Genomic DNA, 17,308 nt, shown 5'->3' on the forward strand with positions numbered 1-17,308 from the left:
CTCGGCGGTCTCAGGGCTTTTCGGGGGCCGTCGGGTCCGGGGTGCCCGTGACGCCGTCCTCGGAGACCGGATCGGCGACGGACTCCGCCGCGTCCGGGCCGTCCGCGGAGCGGGGGGCGACGCCCCGGCCCGCCGCCGTGCCGCCCGCCGCCGCCATCCGGCGGTCCAAGAGGTCCAGCGCCCGGCGCGCCAGCCCGTTCGAGCGCACGAGGCCGGCGAGCGTGGTGGAGCCGCGGGTGATGTCCGTGAAGGCGTTCCACGCCGGTCGCAGGCCGGTGATCGCCGCGTGCAGCAGACCGGGGCGGCGCTCGAAGAGCGCGAGCATCCGCCGCCCGACCGCCATCTCCACGCCGAGGCCGGCCTTGATCGCGAAGGCGTAGTTCAGCGCCTGGCGGCGCGCGTCGACGGCGTCGTTCGCCTCGGCGATCCGGACCGCCCACTCGCCCGCGAGCCGCCCTGAGCGCAGCGCGAACGAGATGCCCTCGCGGGTCCACGGCTCCAGGAGGCCCGCCGCGTCGCCGCACACGAGGACGCGGCCGCGCGAGAGCGGCGAGTCGTCGCTGCGGCAGCGCGTGAGGTGACCGGAGGAGATCGCCGGTTCGAAGCCCGCCAGGCCCAGGCGGGCGATGAAGTCCTCCAGGTACCGCTTGGTCGCCGCGCCCTCGCCGCGTGCCGAGATGACACCCACGGTGAGCGTGTCGCCCTTGGGGAAGACCCAGCCGTAACTGCCCGGCATCGGCCCCCAGTCGATGAGGACCCGCCCCTTCCAGTCCTCGGCCACCGACGGCGGTACGGGGATCTCCGCCTCCAGGCCGAGGTCCACCTGGTCGAGCTTGACCCCGACGTGGGCTCCTATCCGGCCGGCGCTGCCGTCCGCGCCGACGACGGCCCGCGCGAGGAGCGTCTCGCCGTCGGCGAGGACCACGGCGACGGTCCGCCGATCGGGGACGGCCGGTCCGTGCTGCTCGACGCGCGAGACGGTGGCGCCGGTGCGCAGCTCGGCGCCCGCCTTCTGCGCCTGCTCGACCAGGCCGGCGTCGAACTCGGGACGGTTGATGAGGCCGAAGAGCATCCGGCGCGAGCGCCGGGTGCGGGCGAAGCGTCCGTTGTGGGAGAAGGTGACGGCGTGCACCCGGTCCTGGAGCGGGAGTTCGAAGCCCGGCGGGAGCGCGTCGCGGGAGGGCCCGATGATGCCGCCGCCGCAGGTCTTGTAGCGGGGCAGTTCCGCCTTCTCCAGGAGCAGGACCCGGCGGCCGGCGACCGCCGCGGCGTAGGCCGCGGACGCGCCCGCGGGGCCCGCCCCGACGACGATCACGTCCCAGACGGTCGGAGCCCCCTCGGGGAACAGCGCCTCCGCACCGGCTTCCGCACCGGCCTCGGGCTCGGGAGCGCCCGCCTCGGCTTCCCCGGCGGCCCGGTCCCCTGCCTCCGGACTCCCGCCGGTCCCGGCATCCCCGTGGGCGTCACCTTCGCCGTGGGCATCGCCGTGGGCATCGCCGTGGGCATCGCCATCGGCGCCGGAAGCGGCCTGCGCCGATTCGGGGGCCGGAAGGACCTCCTGGGCCTCACTCGCCTCAAGGGCCTCACGGGCCTCGGATGCCTCGGATCCGGTCCCCGTCTCCGGGGCGGCGAAGGCCGCTTCCGACTCCGCCGCTCCGGCGTCTGCGTTCTCGCTGCTCACGATGTGCTTCTGCTCCTGATCCGACCGGTGGTCCCTGCTCTGTACCGCATCCTACGGCGCGGCCCTCGACGGCCCGCGCCGTAGGATCGACCGTACGTTCGCCGTACACCCGACAACGGCAACGCCACTCTTAACGTCGCACCCACCAGGAGCGTGCCCATGACCGCGAATCCGATCGCCGAGACCGTCGCCGGCCTCATGCCCCGTGCCCGCGCGGAGCTCGCGGAGCTGGTGGCCTTCGAGTCGGTCGCGGACGAGGCCGTGGCGCCCCGCAGCGAATGCGAGGCCGCCGCCGCCTGGGTGGCCGACGCACTGCGCGCCGAGGAGTTCCAGGACGTGGAGCTGCTCGACACCCCCGACGGCTCGCAGTCGGTGTACGGCGTGCTGCCCGGCCCGGCCGGCGCCCCGACCGTCCTCCTCTACGCGCACTACGACGTGCAGCCGAAGCTGGACGAGTCGGCGTGGCTCAGCCCGCCGTTCGAGCTGACGGAGCGGAACGGACGCTGGTACGGACGGGGCGCGGCCGACTGCAAGGGCGGCTTCATCATGCACCTGCTGGCGCTGCGCGCGCTGAAGGCGAACGGCGGGGTGCCGGTCACGGTCAAGATGATCGTGGAGGGGTCGGAGGAGCAGGGCACAGGCGGTCTGGAGCGGTACGCCGAGGCGCACCCCGACCTGCTGGCGGCGGACACGATCGTCATCGGCGACACCGGCAACTTCCGGGTCGGTCTGCCGACGGTGACCGCGACCCTGCGCGGGATGACGATGATCCGGGTCCGGATCGACACCCTCGAAGGGAACCTGCACTCCGGCCAGTTCGGCGGTGCCGCGCCCGACGCGCTGGCCGCGCTGATCCGTGTCCTGGACACGCTGCGCGCCGAGGACGGCTCCACGGTCATCGACGGTCTGCCGGCCGACGCCGTGTGGGAGGGCCTGCAGTACCCGGAGGAGGAGTTCCGCAGGGACGCCCGGGTCCTGGACGGGGTGGGCCTGCCGGGCAACGGCACGGTCGCCGACCGGATCTGGGCCCGCCCGGCGGTCACCGTCATCGGCATCGACTGCCACCCGGTGGCGGGCGCGACGCCGTCGATCCCGTCGACCGCGCGCGCCCAGATCAGCCTGCGGGTCCCGCCGGGCCAGGACGCCGCGGAGGCGACCCAGCTGCTCTTCGCGCACATCCAGAAGCGAGTGCCGTGGAACGCGCGGGTGAGCTTCGAGCAGATCGGCCAGGGACAGCCGTTCAGCGCGGACGTGACGAGCCCGGCGTACACCTCGATGGCCGAGGCCATGCGGATCGCCTACCCCGGCGAGGAGATGCAGGCCTCCGGCATGGGCGGCTCGATCCCGCTCTGCAGCACGCTCGCCGCGCTCTACCCGAAGGCGGAGATCCTGCTGATCGGCCTGAGCGAGCCGGAGGCGCAGATCCACGCGGTGAACGAGTCGGTGTCCCCGGAGGAGCTGGAGCGGCTCTCGGTGACGGAGGCGCACTTCCTGGTGAACTACGCGCGCTCGAAGCGGGTCTGAGCGGAGACTCCGACGGACGCGGCGCCCGAGGGGACGGCGGGCCCGCCGTCCCCTCGGGCCGGCGGTTCGCTGGCTCCGGGGGCCGGCGGGGAGCGGGTGTTCAGCGCTCGGCGAAGCTCGCCGAGAGCGTAGCGGCCTACGGCGGACGGACGTGATGCGTACGTTCGCCGTATGGACCTCATCGAAATCACCCCGCGGCTGCACATGCTCCGTTTCTCCATCGGCCAGGCATATCTGTGGCGGGACGGCGACGAGTCGACCCTGATCGACGCCGGGTGGGTGGGCGCGGCCGACGCGATGGAGACGGCGATACGGACGGTGGGCCTCGACCCCGCGCGGCTGCGCCGGATCGTGCTGACCCACTGCCACCGCGACCACGTGGGCTCGGCCGGGGAACTGGCGGAGCGGTACGGCGCGGAGATCCTGGCCCACCGCCTGGACGCCCCGGTGGTCCGCGGCGACGCCCCGGTCCCGGAGCCCGACCTGCTCGACTGGGAGCTCCCGCTGTACGAGCACGGCCTGACCGTCCCCGAGGCTCCGCCCACCCGGGTGGACCGCGAGCTGGAGGACGGGGAGGTGCTCGACTTCGGGGACGGGGCCGTGGTGGTGCACACGCCGGGGCACACCGACGGCTCGCTCGCGGTCCATCTGCCGCGCCACGGCGTGCTGTTCACCGGGGACACGGTCGCCGCCGTGCAGGGGGTGACGTTCGGCGTCTTCCATGTGGACCGCGACCGCGCGAGGACGTCGATGCGCCGGCTCGCGGAGCTGGAGCCGGCCGTCCTCTGCTGCGGCCACGGCGACCCGGTGACGCAGGACGCGGCGGACCTGCTGCGGTCGGCGGCGACGACGGACGCCTAGGGGCGTGTTTCGAAAGTCCCGTCGGACCGGCCGACGGGCCCGTACCCGTCCGACCGCCGCAGCGATCAGCCGACGGGCACGCCGGCCTCGCAGTTCAGGACGGTGCCGCGTTCACGTGCGCGCAGGGCCCAGCGCAGGCGCTGGTAGCGGACGGGCGGGAGCATCTCGGCGGCCTCTTCCTCGGTGACGAAGCGCCAGGCGCGCAGTTCGGCCCCGGGCAGCAGGAGGCGGTCGGCCCGGGCGGCGGGCAGCCGGCCGCCGTCGAAGAGGAACCGCAGACCGCCGTAGCCGGGCGGCTGCGGGCGCTCCCAGTCGACGAGCAACAGGCGGGGCACGGCCTCCAGTTCGACGCCGATCTCCTCGGCCACCTCGCGCATGCCCGCGCGGGCCGGGGGCTCGCCCCGTTCGACGACGCCGCCGGGGAACTCCCAGCCGGGCTTGTAGGTCGGATCGACGAGAAGGAAACGATCCTCCTCGTCGAAGAGCAGCACGCCCGCGGCCAGCGTCTCGCCGGTCGGCTCGGGCGTCTGGACGATGCCGCAGGAGCCGGCGGCGCCGCTGCCGAGGGCCTCGACGACGGCGGCGGCCGACTCGGCGACGGAGAGCGCGGAGGTGTCGACGGTGTGGGCGTCGGCGTCGAGCCAGTCGGCCCGGGCGGCCCGGTAGGGCTCGATGTGGTCCAACGACCACTGGCGGACACGCTCGAAGCTCCTGGTGTCGGAGCCGTCCGGCGTCCGGGCCGTGATCCGTTCGCGCAGGATCGTTTCGTCGGGAGCGAGCAGCACATGCCGCACCTCGATGCGACGGGCGGCGAGACCGCCGAATATCTCGTCGCGGTACTCCTGCCGCAGCAGGGTCATCGGGACGACGAGCACACCGCCGACCTCCGCGAGCAGAGCGGCGGCGGTGTCCACGACCATGCGGCGCCAGATCGGCAGGTCCTGGAAGTCGTTGACCTCGGCGAGTCGTTTCTGCGGAAGCAGCCAGCCCATCGCGCCGCCGATGAGCTCGGGGTCGTACAGCGTGCTGTGCGGGATCAGATCGACCAGCTCGCGCGCGGTACTCGACTTGCCCGCGCCGAACGCACCGTTGATCCAGACGATCACGATTCCCCCTCTTCGGTAGCCCCCAGTGGCTTGCCCGCAACACCCTGCCACGGAAACCCCCGCGGGCAATCGGGCGATTCGGCCGGGCCGCAGGCCTGGTCGGGCCGGACGGGGGTACGCGAAGAGCAGACGCGTCACCGAACGAACGCGCGTGCGGGGCGGTGCGTAACACTTCGGGGCCGGCTGTCGTTGGACCGGCAAGGCAAGGGGGTGCGGAGATGAACCGTACGGTATTGGAGAAGTTTCCCGCGGGCGGTCCGCGGGGCAGTTGGCCGGCGGAGGAGTTCGCCAGCGCACGCCGGGACGAAGGACTCCCGGCGAAGGTGATCATGGACCTGGAGTCCGACACCTTCCTCGTCATCGTCGAACAGCGGACGGCCCGTTCCACCTCGGCCCGTCCGCCGAAGACGCCCCAACCGGCGGGCCGCTGACGGCCCCTGCCCTTCGGGCGGACGGCGCTACGTCCCTGACACGGCCCGGCCCGTCACGCTCGGCGCGCCGTCGCGGGCGTGGGAGTGCGGGGCGGGGACGCCGCGGCCGCCGCGCCCAGGAGTCCGGCGTCCGTGCCCGTGAGCGCCGGGGCGACCGTCAGGTCGCGGACGAAGGAGAGCGTGGCGTACGACCGCAGGGCGCGGCGGAGGGGCGCGAAGAGGACGTCGCCCGCGCCCGCCACTCCCCCGCCGACGACCGCGATGTCGATCTCCACCAGGGTGGCGGTCGCGGCGATTCCGGCGGCCAGTGCCTGGGCGGCGCGGTCGAAGGAGGCCACGGCGACCGGCTCCCCCGCCTTCGCGGCGGCGGCCACCGCAGCGGCGGAGGTGTCGCCGTCCGGGCCGGGCCGCCAGCCGTTCTCCAGGGCGCGGCGGGCGATGTGCGGCCCGCTCGCGATCCGCTCCACGCAGCCGCGTCCGCCGCAGGCGCACGGGTCGCCGTCCAGGTCGACGCTGATGTGACCGATGTGGCCGGCGTTCCCGGTGGGACCCGGGTGCACCCGGCCGTCGAGGACCAGGCCGCCGCCGACGCCCGTGGAGACGACCAGGCAGAGGGCGTTGGCGTGGCCCCGGGCCGCGCCCCGCCAGTGCTCGGCCGCCGTCATCGCGACGCCGTCGCCGACCAGCGTGACGGGCCGGCCCCCCACGACCCGGTGGACCCGCTCGACCAGCGGAAACCCGCGCCAGCCGGGGACGTTGACCGGGCTGACCGTGCCCGTGGAGGCGTCCACCGGGCCCGCGCTGCCGATCCCCACCGCGTGCGCCGCCTCCCACAGGGGCGAACGGGCCAGCTCCGCCAGCACCTCCTCCACCGCCCGCATCACCGTTTCGCCGTCCTCGCGCGCGGGCGTGGGCCGCTGCGCACGGAGGAGGATCCGGCCGTAGCCGTCCACCAGCGCACCGGCGATCTTGGTGCCGCCGATGTCCAGCGCGACGACGAGGTCGGCGACGAGGTCGGTGTGCATGGGGCGAGGTCTCCAGGAGGGCAGCCGGAACGATGATCGGTGTGATGTACAGTCTCCCCTCCTCTGACAACGTTGTCCAGGGCCTATGCTCGACAACATCACGACGGTATCCGCGAAGCCGTCCGCCGAGCGTCCGACAAGACAGAGGATCTGCGCACCGTGGCCGACAACGCCCGCCGCCCCGAGCACCGTTACGGCAATCGGCCCACGATGAAGGATGTCGCGGCGCGGGCCGGCGTGGGACTGAAGACGGTCTCCCGGGTGGTCAACGGCGAGCCGGGGGTCACGCCCGACACCGAGCGGCGGGTCCAGGAGGCGATCGACACCCTCGGCTTCCGCCGCAACGACAGCGCGCGCGTGCTGCGCAAGGGCCGCACCGCCTCCGTCGGGCTGGTCCTGGAGGACCTGGCGGACCCCTTCTACGGCCCGCTCAGCCGCGCCGTCGAGGAGGTCGCCCGCGCCCACGGCGCGCTGCTCATCAACGGTTCCAGCGCGGAGGACCCCGACCGGGAGCAGGAGCTGGCGCTCGCCCTCTGCGCCCGGCGGGTCGACGGGCTGATCATCATCCCGGCCGGCTCGGACCACCGCTATCTCGAACCGGAGATGAGGGCGGGCGTGGCCACCGTCTTCGTCGACCGTCCGGCGGGCGGGATCGAGGCGGACACGGTGCTCTCGGACAGCTTCGGCGGGGCGCGGGCCGGCGTGGCCCATCTGATCGCCCACGGCCACCGCCGCATCGGCTTCATCGGCGACCGGCCGCGCATCCACACGGCGACCGAGCGGCTGCGGGGCTACCGCGCGGCGATGGAGGAGGCGGGTCTTGCGGTGGACCCGTCGTGGGTCTCGCTGGGGCCGACGGACCCGCTGCGGGTACGGGACGCGGTGGAGGCGATGGTGGCGGGCGGGGAGCCGGTGACGGCGCTCTTCGCGGGGAACAACCGGGTCACGGTCACGGCGGTCCGCGCCCTGGCCGGACGCGACCACCCGGTGGCCCTGGTGGGCTTCGACGACATCGAACTGGCCGACCTCCTGGGCATCACGGTCATCGCCCAGGACGCGGCGGCGCTGGGTCGCACGGCGGCCGAGCGCCTCTTCCGCCGCCTCGACGGCATCGACGAGGCGCCGGCGCGGGTGGTGCTGGGCACGACGCTGATCCCGCGCGGTTCGGGGGAGATCGCTCCCCCGGCCTGAACGCCTCTTCTCTCGCTTGTTCGGCTCGGTTCGCCTCCGGGGCGCTTTGTGCGGCTGTCGACAGTCGGACGTGCTCGGTCCCTCGTACCTCGGGACCTGCGCGCGACCTCACTTTCGACAGCCGCGCGCCCCTTCGGCTCACTCGCCGGCCGCCCCGAGCCCGTGGCCTCCGTTCCGGCCGCCGGGGCGCCCGGAGGGAGGGGCTCCGGCGCGGCGATGAGTCTCGGGGCACCCGTGGGTCTATCTCTATGACGGAGACAACCGACTCATCGGGAGCACGCCATGGGACTCATCCACATCGAGCTGTTCGCGACCCTCGACCTCGTCGGGCAGGCACCCGGCGGGCCCGACGAGGACCCCGCGGGGTTCCCGTTCGGCGGCTGGCAGGCACCCTTGCTCGACGAGGTCGCCGGGGCGCAGATCGGTGCCGCGTACGAGGGCACGGACGCGCTCCTGCTCGGCCGGCGGACGTACGACATCTTCGCCGGCTTCTGGCCCCACCAGGAGGGTGGCGAGGACAGTGAGATCGCCACGCTCTTCAACCGCATCCCGAAGTACGTGGCCTCCCGCGGGACGCCCGACCTCTCCTGGGCCGGGTCCTCGCAGCTCGGCCCGGACCTCGCCGCCGCGGTGCGCGAGGTCCGGGAGCGGCACGAGAACGTGAAGGTCGTCGGGAGCCTGAACCTCGTGCAGACCCTTCTGCGCGAGAAGCTGTTCGACCGCGTCGATCTCTGGCTGCACCCGGTGGTGCTCGGCGTCGGCAAGAAGGTCTTCGACGAGGGCGCGGTGCCCACCAACCTCACGCTCCTCGCGCCCCCGGCGGCCGGCCCGAAGGGCGCCGTGTACCTGCGCTACGGGCTCGCCGACGGCACCCCTGCGACCGGCGACATGAGCAAGCCCGACCGCGGTACCGCGAGCGACGGCTGAAGCCGCCCCGCGCCGCTCCGGAGCCCTGACGCCCGGCGGCACCGCTCCGGAGGTCCGCCGCCCGGCGACGGTCCGGCCCCGGCGGAGCCGGGCGTCGGCGGATGCCCCTGTGCGTCAGAGCGCTATGCCCGGCTTGCCCGGATATCGTGGGGAGGGTGATCGAGTCTGGACGGCCGCGGCACCGTCGGCGCTACGGCCGGGGGAGGCTTGTGCGGCTGTCGCCGGTCATCCTGACCGTGGTGATCGCCGGTCTGGCCTACGCCACCCCGCCGGAAATGGCGTTCAGCCGCCTCCTGCCCGCGGCCCCCGCCCTGGCCGCCGCCATGTGGCCGGTCCTCCCCACCATCCTGCTCGGCACGGTCTGCCTCCTTCTGATGATCGGCCTCAGCCTCGTCTTCCCCGACCTGGGGACGTGGTGGACGGCCGCGGGGATCATCGCGGTGACGGTGGCCGCCGCCTATGGGAGTCATGTCCGGCTCCAGCGGGAGCGCACGCTCTTCCAGGTGCGGCTCGTCGCCGACGCGGCGCAGAAGGTGGTGCTGAGCCCGCTGCCCCGCCGCTTCGGCAGCATCGAGCTCGAGTCGCTGTACGTCGCGGCCGCGGCGGAGGCCCGTATCGGCGGGGACTTCTACGAGGTGGTCGACACGCCCCACGGGGTCAGGCTGCTCATCGGCGACGTGCGGGGCAAGGGCCTGCCGGCGGTCGGGGCGGCCGCCGCGATCGTCAACGCCTTCCGGGAGGCCGCGTACGGCGAGACCGACATGGTCGACGTCGCGCGCAGGCTGGACGCCGGCAGTACCCGCTACAACGCCGCGTTTCCCCCCGAGGGGCCGATGGAGCGCTTCGCCACCGCCCTCCTCGTCGAGATCCCGCACGGGGGCGGACGGATCGACGTTCTCAACTGCGGGCACCCCCCGCCGCTGCTGGTGAACCACGGAAAGGTGCGCATCCTCGAACCGGGCACGCCGTCGCCACCGCTCAGCCTCGCCGAGCTGATCGGCGATCACTACACCGTCGACACCTTCGCCTTCGCCCCCGACGACCTGCTGCTGCTCTACACCGACGGGATCGCCGAGGCGCGCGCCCGCGACGGCGAGTTCTTCCCGCTGGCGGCGTGGCTGCGCCGGCAGCCCCTGGCCCCGCCCCGCGAACTGCTTGCGGCCCTGCACCACGATCTCCTCCGCTACAGCAGGGGCCGGCTCGACGACGACATCGCCGCCCTCGCCGTACACCTGCGCGCGCCCTGAGCCGGGGAGCGGCCGGCCGCGGCCCCCGGTCCCGGGCGGCTCACCCGGACGGCCCGGCCGGGGCGGGCCCGCCGAGCAGAGCCAGGGTCTCGCTCAGCCGCTCGCGGGCCCAGTCGTACTGCTCGGTGTCGGTGTACGCCCGGAAGTCCGTCTCGATGATCTGGATCAGGGCGAGGTGGAGGTTGTACAGCCGTCGGCGGGTCCGCTCGGCCGGGGTGAACGGCCGGTGGCCGTAACCACGGATGAAGGCCGCGGAGTCGCCGTACGCGCTCGACTCGCCGCCCGCGAAGCCGAACTCCATCAGCGGATCGCCGTAGAACGCCCGCTCGTGGTCGAGGATCGCGACGATCGCGCCGTCGCGCACCATGCAATTGCCCGGCCACAGATCCCATTCGACGAACCGGGGCTCGGTCACCTCGTCCAGCGCCCCGGCGTGGGCCGCCACGATGTCACGGATCACGGTGGGGTCGTGGCCCAGGTCGACGGCGCGTCGCGCGCCGTCGGCCAGCAGTTCCTCGACCATCCGGTGGAAGGCCGCGCGCCAGGTGGGTTCGCCCGGCCCGGCCAGCGGCCCGAAGGCGGGGCCGGGGATGCCGTTCAACTCCCGCGTGACCGCCCCGAGCGCCTCAACGGGCTTGTCCCGCCTCTCTGTTGCCCGGAAGGACACCGGGCCCCGTTCTCCGGTGGGCGCGTGGTGCGTGCCGGAGTACGGGGCCCGGTGGAATCCGCGGGGCGGGGCGGCGGCTCGCTACGGGGCCGTTGTGGTCAGGTCGCCGCGCCGCGGGGCCGCGAAGCGGTCCAGGTCGGTGCGGGTCAGGCCGGTGAGGGCCTGGACCTCGGCCGTGTCCAGGGCGCCGCAGTCGATGCCGCGCAGCAGGTAGGAGCTGAGGGCCTTGGCGGTGGCGGGTTCGTCCATCACGTCGCCGCCGGCGTGATTGGCGTAGGCGGAGATGCGCTGGGCGGCGGCCTCGAAGCCCTCGCGGTAGAAGGCGAAGACGGCGGCGTAGCGGGTGGGGATGTGGCCCGGGTGCATGTCCCAGCCCTGGTAGTAGGCGCGGGCGAGGGCGCGGCGGGTGAGGCCGTAGTGCAGGCGCCAGGCCTCGTGGACGTGCTCGGTGGAGCCCACCGGGAGGACGTTGGTGGAGCCGTCGGAGACGCGGACGCCGGTGCCCGCGGCGGCGACCTGCATGATCGCCTTGGCGTGGTCGGCGGCCGGGTGGTCACTGGCCTGGTAGGCGGCGGAGACGCCGAGGCAGGCGCTGTAGTCGAAGGTGCCGTAGTGCAGTCCGGTGGCGCGGCCCTCGGCGGCGTCGATCATCCGGGCGACGGCGGCGGTGCCGTCGGCGGCGAGGATGGACTGGCTGGTCTCGATCTGGATCTCGAAGCCGAGGCGGCCGGCGTCCAGGCCGTGGGCCTTCTCGAAGGCCTCCAAGAGGCGTACGAAGGCGGAGACCTGCTCGGGGTAGGTCACCTTGGGGAGGGTGAGGACCAGGCCGTCGGGGAGGCCGCCGTGCTCCATGAGGCCGGTGAGGAAGATGTCGGTGGTGCGGATGCCGCGGTCGCGGACGGCGGCCTCCATGCACTTCATCCGGATGCCCATGTACGGGGCGGCGGTGCCGTCGCGGTAGGCCTCGGCGATCAGCCGGGCGGCGCGGGCGGCGTCGTGGTCCTCGTCCGTGCCGGCGTAGCCGTCCTCGAAGTCGACGCGCAGGTCCTCGATGGGCTCGCGCTCCAGCTTGGCCCGTACGCGTCCGTAGACGTCCTCGGCGAGGGAGCCGGGGAGGCCGAGGACGGCGGCGAAGGTCTCGGCGTCGCGCGCGTGCTCGTCGAGCGCCGCGAGGGCCTGGTCGCCCCAGGAGCGGATGGTCGTGGCGTCGAAGAGCTGGCCGGGGACGTAGACGGTGTGGACGGGCTGGCGGGTGCCGGGGTCTCCCGGGTAGCGGCGGTCCAGCTCGGCGTCCACGGCTGCGAGGGAGGCGCTGATGCCCTCGCTGACCGCGCCCGCGAGGCTCGTTGCCACCTTCTCCTGCTGACCCATTCCCACACCCTTCTCTTTTCCGCTTCACGGAATCAACAATCCGTATAGCGAAGTTAATAGGCCCCGGGACCTGCGTCAATGGTTGTCCGAAACGGCCGGGGGCCGCACGGTGAGAGATCACCGTGCGGCCCCCGGGCCCGAAAGAAGCGCAGGTCACGCGCGCCAGGTCAGCCCTTGCGGGCCTTGACCTCTTCGGTCAGCTGCGGGACGACCTCGAAGAGGTCGCCGACGACGCCGTAGTCGACCAGGTCGAAGATCGGGGCCTCGGCGTCCTTGTTGACGGCCACGATGGTCTTCGAGGTCTGCATGCCGGCGCGGTGCTGGATCGCGCCGGAGATGCCGGAGGCGATGTACAGCTGCGGCGAGACCGACTTGCCGGTCTGGCCGACCTGGTTGGAGTGCGGGTACCAGCCGGCGTCGACGGCGGCGCGGGAGGCGCCGACGGCCGCGCCGAGCGAGTCGGCGAGGGCCTCGATGATCGCGAAGTTCTCGGCGCCGTTGACGCCGCGACCGCCGGAGACCACGATGGCGGCCTCGGTCAGCTCCGGGCGGCCGGTGGACTCGCGCGGGGTGCGGGCGGTCACCTTGGTGCCGGTGGCCAGCTCGCCGAAGGAGACCGCGAGGGCCTCGACGGTGCCGGCGGCCGGCGCGGCCTCCACGGCGACCGAGTTCGGCTTGACCGTGATGACCGGGGTGCCCTTGGACACCCGGGACTTGGTGGTGAAGGAGGCGGCGAACGCGGACTGCGTCGCGACCGGGCCCTCGGCGCCGGCCTCGAGGTCGACGGCGTCGGTGATGATGCCGGAGCCGATGCGGACCGCGAGGCGGGCCGCGATCTCCTTGCCCTCGGCGGAGGACGGGACGAGCACGGCGGCCGGGGACACCGCTTCGTAGGCGGCCTGGAGGGCGTCCACCTTCGGTACGACGAGGTAGTCGGCGAACTCGGGGGCGTCGGCGGTGAGGACCTTCACCGCGCCGTGCTCGGCGAGGGCCGGGGCGGTGGCCTCGGCGCCGTTGCCCAGCGCGACGGCGACGGGCTCGCCGATGCGGCGGGCCAGCGTCAGCAGCTCGAGGGTGGGCTTGCGGACGGCTCCGTCGACGTGGTCGACGTAGACGAGAATCTCAGCCATGGGACTTCCATCTCCTGCGAACGAAAAAGGGGCGGTCTGAGGGGCTCGCGCGAGCCCTGGAGGAACTCCGGGCACGCGGGACGGCCTCCTAGATGAACTTCTGCTCCGCAAGGAAGGCGGCCAGCTGCCTGCCGCCCTCGCCCTCGTCCTTGACGATCGTGCCCGCGGTGCGCGCGGGACGCTCGGCCGCGGAGTCGACGGCGGTCCAGGCGCCTTCCAGACCCACTTCCTCGGCCTCGATCTCGAGGTCGGAGAGGTCCAGGGACTCCACCGGCTTCTTCTTGGCGGCCATGATGCCCTTGAAGGACGGGTAGCGGGCCTCGCCCGACTGGTCCGTCACGGAGACGACGGCCGGAAGCGTGGCCTCGAGCTGCTCGGAGGCGGTGTCGCCGTCGCGGCGGCCGGTCACCTTGCCGTCCTCGACCTTGACCTCGGAGAGCAGCGTGACCTGCGGGACGCCCAGGCGCTCGGCGAGGATGGCCGGGAGGACACCCATGGTGCCGTCGGTGGAGGCCATGCCGGCGATGACGACGTCGTAGCCGGTCTTCTCGATCGCCTTGGCGAGCACCAGCGAGGTGCCCATGACGTCGGTGCCGTGGAGGTCGTCGTCCTCGACGTGGACAGCCTTGTCGGCGCCCATCGACAGCGCCTTGCGCAGGGCGTCCTTGGCGTCCTCGGGGCCGACCGTGAGGACGGTGACCTCGGCGTCGTCCGCCTCTTCGGCGATCTGCAGCGCCTGCTCGACGGCGTACTCGTCGAGCTCCGACAGCAGGCCGTCGACGTCGTCGCGGTCGACGGTCAGGTCATCGGCGAAGTGCCGGTCGCCGGTGGCGTCGGGCACGTACTTCACACAGACAACGATCCTCAAGCTCACGCCGGCTCTCCTACTGCATCGTCATAACGGGCTGCCTTGTTGCTCGCAGCATAGGCGCCTGAAGGGCGGGTTTCCGGTCGGGGCGGCTTGCGCCCCGGCGAAAATATTACTCGCCAGTACAGCCAGTTCGTTACCGGTGAGCAAGCGCTCAGGCGTGTGAGCTTGGCAACGCCCGAACGGCCGGTGCCGTCGGTCGTGCGGGGCGTTCGGTGCCGTCAGTCGCGCAGGGCGTGGAACCCGCCTTGGTGGTAGAGCAGCGGCCGACCGGCCCCGGCGGGGTCGCCGGCGACGGCTTCGGCGATCACGATCCGGTGGTCCCCGGCGGGGATCCTGGCCACCACGCGGCAGACCAGCCAGGCGAGGACGCCGTCGAGGACGGGGACTCCCTCGGGGCCGGTGCTCCACCGGGCGTCCGGGCCGAAGCGGTCGGCGCCGCTGCGCGCGAACGTCTCGGCCAGCTCGCGTTGGTGGTCGCCGAGTATGTGCACGCCGACGTGTTCGGCCTCGGCGAGCACGGGCCAGCTCGACGAGGCGGTGCCCACCCCGAAGGAGATCAGGGGAGGCTCGGCGGCGACGGAGTTGAGCGAGGTGGCGGTGAAGCCGACGGGGCGGTCGCCGTGGGCGGTGATGACCGCGACTCCGGCGGCGTGCCGCCGGAAGACGGAGCGCAGGAGGTCGGGGGAGGCCGAGCGGGGGGCGGGTACGGTGCGGAGCTCGGGTGAGGCCGTCATGGAACTGTCCTTCGGCGAGGGCGTGATGAGAGGGGTCCGTGGGTTCTCAGACACCCTGACAGCGCGCGCTCGCGTGGTGGTCGGGGTCCGCATGGACCCGCCCGTGGCGAAGGAGTTCTGGGGGCAGCACCGTGCCAGCCTGACGATCGATGGTGGGCACAGTCAAGTGCGTACCGGCATGTGCGAGATGTGTCACGGCGTCAGACCGCCCGGCCGAGCGCCGCGATGACGTCCGCACGGCGGGGCTGTCCGGCGGCCCGGACGACGATCCGTCCGGCGCGGTCGAGGACGAGCACCGTGGGGGTGCGGACGACTTCCAGCGCGCGCACCAGGTCGAGGCGCTCCTCGGCGTCGATCTCCACGTGGCCGACGCCCTCGACCATGGCCGCGACCTCGGTCAGGGTGCGCCGGGTGGCCCGGCAGGGCTGGCAGAACGCCGTGGAGAACTGCACGAGCGTGGCCCGCTCCCCCAGCGGGACCCCCAGGTCCGCGGCGTCCAGCACCCGCGCGGCTGCCGCCGTACCGGCTTCCGGTTCCTGCCGCCGCCCGTCCATGCCCGTTCCCTCGCCTCTCCGTCTGCCGTCCGCCCCCTCAGGCCGCCCCTGGGGATGCCCGTACGGGACCCGTACGGGTGTTCCGTACCGCCCCGTGCAGCGTCCCACGGCACCGATCGATTCCCGCCACGACCACCCGGAGTGACGAGAATCTCTCTGCACGAAGCCGTCAGGACTGGTACCGGACGCCCACATGGGGCACGATCTGCCCAAAGCCGAAAACCTACGGCCGCGTAACTTCCGCCGGGAGCAGCCTCCCCAGGAACAGAAGAAGGGGTTCCTCTCTGATGGCAGAACTCGTCTATCGGCCGGTCATCGGCGCCGCCCTCACGATGTTCAAGGCGCTCGACCTCAAGATCGACACGCAGGGTTCGGAGCACATCCCCCGCACGGGCGGCGCGGTGCTGGTCAGCAACCACATCAGCTATCTGGACTTCATCTTCACGGGCCTGGCCGCGCTTCCGCAGAAGCGTCTGGTCCGCTTCATGGCCAAGGACTCGGTCTTCCGGCACAAGGTGTCGGGGCCTCTGATGCGCGGCATGAAGCACATTCCGGTGGACCGCGCCCAGGGCGAGCACGCCTACCAGCACGCGCTGGAGTCGCTGAAGGCCGGCGAGATCATCGGCGTCTTCCCCGAGGCGACCATCTCCCAGTCGTTCACGCTGAAGAGCTTCAAGTCGGGTGCGGCGCGCCTCGCGCAGGAGGCCGGGGTGCCGCTGATCCCGATGGCCCTGTGGGGCACCCAGCGGGTCTGGACGAAGGGCCGCGCGCGGAACTTCAAGCGCAGCCACATCCCGGTGACGATAAGGGTCGGCGAGCCCATGGAGGCCCCGGCGGACCAGTACGCGGGCGCCATCACCCGGCGGCTGCGGGAACGCGTCCAGGAGCTGCTGGAGGCCGCGCAGCGCGCCTATCCCGTGCGCCCCAAGGACGCGGGCGACACCTGGTGGGTGCCCGCGCACCTCGGGGGCACGGCTCCGACCCCGGCGCAGGTCAAGGAAGCCGGCTGACCGACCGTCCCCGCGCGCGGGGCGTCACTCCGGGGTGCCGACCGTGATCCGCGCCCCGGGGCTCAGCTTCTCCAGGGACTCGGCCAGCTCCGCGCCGGCGGCGAGGAGCTCGTCGTGGGTCATGGGGGCCAGCGACTCCAGCAGGAAGATCGCGTTGACCGTGGTCTCCTCGATACGGGTGCGCGGCCCCTGGCGCCAGTTCCAGCGGCGGCAGGTGACGCCCGCATCGTCCCGCCAGACGATCTCGCCGGGCTCGGGGTGCTCCACGGTCTCCTCGCCGCCGGCCATGGTCACGAACGGTTCGTCGCCGGCCGCGCGCAGGAGACGCATCTCGCCCTGGATGCGGTCCAGGTCCTCGCCGCCGACCGGGATCAGGTGGGCGACGCTGATCGCGTTGTAGGCGTCGACGAGCCGGTTGATCCGGGGCAGGCCGCCGTCCGCGAGCGCGCGCTTGGCGAGCGCTTCGGCGGAGTTGCGGGTACGGGACGGCTTCGCGCCGAAGGCGCTGTAGGCGGCCCGCCAGGCCGCGATGTGCGGGTCCTTGTCCGGAGCGGCGCCGTCGAGGCGCTCCGCGAGGCGTCCGGCGGCGTCGTCGAGGAGCGCCGAACTGGCCTCGTCGCTCGGCCCGTTGACGAGGCCGTGGGCCTCGACGGCGAGGTGGGTGAAGCCGGGTACGAGGGCACGCACCTCGTCGGACACGGTGAGGGTGAGAGGCATCGTCGTCCTTGCGTCAGGGTTCCGTCGGAAGGGTCCGCGAGCGGGACGGCCGGGCGGGAGCGGAGGTCGACGCGCTCGGGAACGGCCGGATGCGGTTCAGCGTACAGCACCGGCGAGTCCACTTCATTGGACTTGGGGCGGACGGCCGCCTGGGGAGGACGCCACCCTCGGCGCGCGGGCCGTCAGCGGCCGTACTCCGCGCCTCATGCACGCGGCCGTCGACACGGAAGCGGCCCGGCTCCTGCCGACGAGGTCTCGTCG

At 73.2% G+C, this 17,308-nt stretch carries 17 protein-coding genes; 7 read left to right on the top strand and 10 right to left on the bottom strand.

The window, feature by feature from the left end; all coding sequences use genetic code 11:
- Positions 1-10: 10 nt before the first annotated feature.
- Positions 11-1,348 carry a geranylgeranyl reductase family protein gene (locus tag ACFZBD_RS09160; protein ID WP_391138555.1) on the bottom strand — a complete coding sequence of 446 codons (1,338 nt, stop codon included), beginning with the start codon at positions 1,346-1,348 and terminating at the stop codon, positions 11-13.
- Between the two features lie 492 nt (positions 1,349-1,840).
- Between ACFZBD_RS09160 and ACFZBD_RS09165 the strand changes: the two genes are divergently transcribed.
- Both ACFZBD_RS09165 and ACFZBD_RS09170 read left to right on the top strand, forming a co-directional pair.
- Positions 1,841-3,205: a M20/M25/M40 family metallo-hydrolase gene (locus ACFZBD_RS09165; RefSeq protein ID WP_391138009.1), complete on the top strand. Its 1,365-nt coding sequence runs from the start codon at positions 1,841-1,843 to the stop codon at positions 3,203-3,205.
- Positions 3,206-3,376: 171 nt separating this feature from the next.
- Positions 3,377-4,066, top strand: a complete 690-nt coding sequence (locus ACFZBD_RS09170) for an MBL fold metallo-hydrolase (protein WP_391138013.1) — start codon at positions 3,377-3,379, stop codon at positions 4,064-4,066.
- A gap of 65 nt (positions 4,067-4,131) precedes the next feature.
- Here the strand turns inward: ACFZBD_RS09170 and ACFZBD_RS09175 are convergent, their stop codons facing one another.
- On the bottom strand, positions 4,132-5,175 hold the full coding sequence (locus ACFZBD_RS09175) for an NUDIX domain-containing protein (protein WP_391138557.1): 1,044 nt from the start codon (positions 5,173-5,175) through the stop codon (positions 4,132-4,134).
- Between the two features lie 215 nt (positions 5,176-5,390).
- Here ACFZBD_RS09175 and ACFZBD_RS09180 point away from each other — a divergent pair, with 215 nt between their 5' ends.
- The gene (locus tag ACFZBD_RS09180; protein WP_391138016.1) at positions 5,391-5,603 is read left to right on the top strand and encodes a hypothetical protein; all 213 of its coding nucleotides are present in this window, start codon (positions 5,391-5,393) and stop codon (positions 5,601-5,603) included.
- Between the two features lie 53 nt (positions 5,604-5,656).
- On the opposite strand, the gene ACFZBD_RS09185 is transcribed toward ACFZBD_RS09180, so the two are convergent.
- Positions 5,657-6,628, bottom strand: a complete 972-nt coding sequence (locus ACFZBD_RS09185; RefSeq protein WP_391138019.1) for an ROK family protein — start codon at positions 6,626-6,628, stop codon at positions 5,657-5,659.
- Between the two features lie 210 nt (positions 6,629-6,838).
- Between ACFZBD_RS09185 and ACFZBD_RS09190 the strand changes: the two genes are divergently transcribed.
- The 3 genes from ACFZBD_RS09190 to ACFZBD_RS09200 all read left to right on the top strand — a co-directional run bounded on the left by ACFZBD_RS09190 (position 6,839) and on the right by ACFZBD_RS09200 (position 9,993).
- Complete coding sequence (locus ACFZBD_RS09190; protein ID WP_391138559.1) at positions 6,839-7,819, top strand: substrate-binding domain-containing protein; 981 nt, start codon at positions 6,839-6,841, stop codon at positions 7,817-7,819.
- Positions 7,820-8,101: 282 nt separating this feature from the next.
- The gene (locus tag ACFZBD_RS09195; protein WP_391138022.1) at positions 8,102-8,746 is read left to right on the top strand and encodes a dihydrofolate reductase family protein; all 645 of its coding nucleotides are present in this window, start codon (positions 8,102-8,104) and stop codon (positions 8,744-8,746) included.
- A gap of 209 nt (positions 8,747-8,955) precedes the next feature.
- On the top strand, positions 8,956-9,993 hold the full coding sequence (locus ACFZBD_RS09200) for a SpoIIE family protein phosphatase (protein ID WP_391138025.1): 1,038 nt from the start codon (positions 8,956-8,958) through the stop codon (positions 9,991-9,993).
- Between the two features lie 40 nt (positions 9,994-10,033).
- On the opposite strand, the gene ACFZBD_RS09205 is transcribed toward ACFZBD_RS09200, so the two are convergent.
- From ACFZBD_RS09205 to ACFZBD_RS09230, 6 genes are all read right to left on the bottom strand, one after another.
- The gene (locus tag ACFZBD_RS09205; protein WP_391138028.1) at positions 10,034-10,660 is read right to left on the bottom strand and encodes a phosphotransferase; all 627 of its coding nucleotides are present in this window, start codon (positions 10,658-10,660) and stop codon (positions 10,034-10,036) included.
- 81 nt (positions 10,661-10,741) lie between these two features.
- Complete coding sequence (locus ACFZBD_RS09210; RefSeq protein ID WP_391138031.1) at positions 10,742-12,031, bottom strand: DUF6986 family protein; 1,290 nt, start codon at positions 12,029-12,031, stop codon at positions 10,742-10,744.
- A gap of 167 nt (positions 12,032-12,198) precedes the next feature.
- On the bottom strand, positions 12,199-13,161 hold the full coding sequence (locus ACFZBD_RS09215) for an FAD-binding protein (RefSeq protein WP_391138034.1): 963 nt from the start codon (positions 13,159-13,161) through the stop codon (positions 12,199-12,201).
- A gap of 88 nt (positions 13,162-13,249) precedes the next feature.
- Entirely contained in the window at positions 13,250-14,035 is a 786-nt protein-coding gene (locus ACFZBD_RS09220) for an electron transfer flavoprotein subunit beta/FixA family protein (protein WP_391138037.1), read from the bottom strand.
- Between the two features lie 215 nt (positions 14,036-14,250).
- Positions 14,251-14,766, bottom strand: a complete 516-nt coding sequence (locus tag ACFZBD_RS09225) for a flavin reductase (RefSeq protein WP_391138040.1) — start codon at positions 14,764-14,766, stop codon at positions 14,251-14,253.
- A gap of 200 nt (positions 14,767-14,966) precedes the next feature.
- The gene (locus ACFZBD_RS09230; RefSeq protein WP_391138043.1) at positions 14,967-15,320 is read right to left on the bottom strand and encodes a thioredoxin domain-containing protein; all 354 of its coding nucleotides are present in this window, start codon (positions 15,318-15,320) and stop codon (positions 14,967-14,969) included.
- A 287-nt stretch (positions 15,321-15,607) separates the two neighbouring features.
- On the opposite strand from ACFZBD_RS09230, the gene ACFZBD_RS09235 reads away from it, so the two are divergent.
- Positions 15,608-16,330 (top strand): 1-acyl-sn-glycerol-3-phosphate acyltransferase, encoded by a 723-nt coding sequence (locus ACFZBD_RS09235; RefSeq protein ID WP_391138046.1) that lies wholly within the window; start codon positions 15,608-15,610, stop codon positions 16,328-16,330.
- 24 nt (positions 16,331-16,354) lie between these two features.
- Here the strand turns inward: ACFZBD_RS09235 and ACFZBD_RS09240 are convergent, their stop codons facing one another.
- Positions 16,355-17,047 carry a phenylalanine--tRNA ligase beta subunit-related protein gene (locus tag ACFZBD_RS09240; protein ID WP_391138049.1) on the bottom strand — a complete coding sequence of 231 codons (693 nt, stop codon included), beginning with the start codon at positions 17,045-17,047 and terminating at the stop codon, positions 16,355-16,357.
- Positions 17,048-17,308: the final 261 nt, after the last annotated feature.

This window comes from Streptomyces sp. NPDC008121 (genome assembly GCF_042957155.1).
Taxonomy (GTDB): Bacteria; Actinomycetota; Actinomycetes; order Streptomycetales; family Streptomycetaceae; genus Streptomyces.